This window comes from Agromyces binzhouensis (genome assembly GCF_004135055.1).
In the GTDB taxonomy this organism is placed as follows: domain Bacteria; phylum Actinomycetota; class Actinomycetes; order Actinomycetales; family Microbacteriaceae; genus Agromyces; species Agromyces binzhouensis.
The window spans coordinates 1-1,152 of sequence record NZ_SDPL01000644.1 but is presented as its reverse complement, the minus strand read 5'-3'; the positions used below and the strand labels follow the sequence as shown (position 1 = coordinate 1,152).

Here is a 1,152-nt window from a genome sequence, read left to right as displayed (position 1 = left end):
AGGCGACCCATCGCAGGCGGGCTCCGCGCCTCGGCGCCGTCGTGCGCGTCATGGTCCCTCCGCAGCCGCGGGGAGTCGGGAGCCCGCGTGCGAGTGGTTCGTCGCGGTCGCCGATCCGGTTCGGCGTGGCGTCGCAGGCCGCCGTGCGCCGAGCCGAGCCGCGGCCTGCACGGGTGTCGGCGGTGCGTGGTGTGCTGGACGCATGGGCTTCGATGCACGGTTCCTGGGGGTCGAGGCGCCGATGCCGTCGGTTCCCGAAGCCGACGCCGCGGCATCCGTCGCCCTCGACCACCTCCACTTCACGATCGTGCTCGACACGCGCCGACGGTTCGCGCGCATGACCGGCGTCAACGTCGACGGCGCCGCGCTCGTCGAGGTCGAACGGCGCGACGACTGGGAGTACGACGCCCGCATCCCGGAGGACTGGCAGGCCGGGCCCGAGGTGTACGCGCGCAACGACCTCGATCGCGGCCATCTCGTCCGCCGCCGCGACCCGGTCTGGGGTCCGCCCGAGGTCGCGGCGCGCGCGAACGCCGAGACCTTCCGCTACCCGAACGCGGCGCCGCAGCAGGCCGAGTTCAACCAGTCGCTCGAGCTGTGGAACGGGCTGGAGGACCACGTGCTCGCGTTCGCCCGCGTGCACGCGCAGCGGCTCAGCGTGTTCACCGCGCCCGTGCTCGCGGCCGACGACCCGCCCTACCGCGGCATCCAGGTGCCGCTGCGATTCGTGAAGGTCGTCGCCTGGCGTTCAGGCGACGAGCTCGCCACGGCCGGTTTCCTGCTCGACCAGGCTCCCGTCGTCGACCTCGACGATCCGATGCGGAGCAGGGCGGGCATCGCCGCGCGCGAGCGCGCCCGGGTCGCCGCCGGCGCGACCGAGGTGCCCGACCTCGGCCCCTTCCGCACGTTCCAGGTGGCCGTCGCCGACATCGCGGCGATCACCGGGCTCGAGATGCCCCTGCTCGTCGCCGCCGACCGCATGACGCCGGCGCTCGCCGCCGACGGCCCGCGCGAGATCACGCAGCCGGAGGACCTGCGGCTCGGCGCGCCGTAGGCGCGACGTCCTCGAGCAGCTGGAGTCCCTCCGGCCACTCGCCGAGCCCGCTCGCGGCGTTCACGTGCCCGCGCGCACCGAGGTCGACGAAGCCGGCG

Annotated in this window: 2 protein-coding genes; one reads left to right on the top strand and one right to left on the bottom strand. The window is 74.8% G+C overall.

Annotated elements, in window-relative coordinates; genetic code table 11:
• Positions 1–202: 202 nt before the first annotated feature.
• Complete coding sequence (locus tag ESO86_RS17340; RefSeq protein WP_129235999.1) at positions 203–1,054, top strand: DNA/RNA non-specific endonuclease; 852 nt, start codon at positions 203–205, stop codon at positions 1,052–1,054.
• Here the strand turns inward: ESO86_RS17340 and ESO86_RS20170 are convergent.
• Positions 1,017–1,152 (bottom strand): alpha/beta hydrolase (locus ESO86_RS20170; protein WP_207207216.1); only part of this gene is annotated, 136 nt, incomplete at its 5' end. The two genes, ESO86_RS17340 and ESO86_RS20170, sit on opposite strands and share 38 nt — an antisense overlap.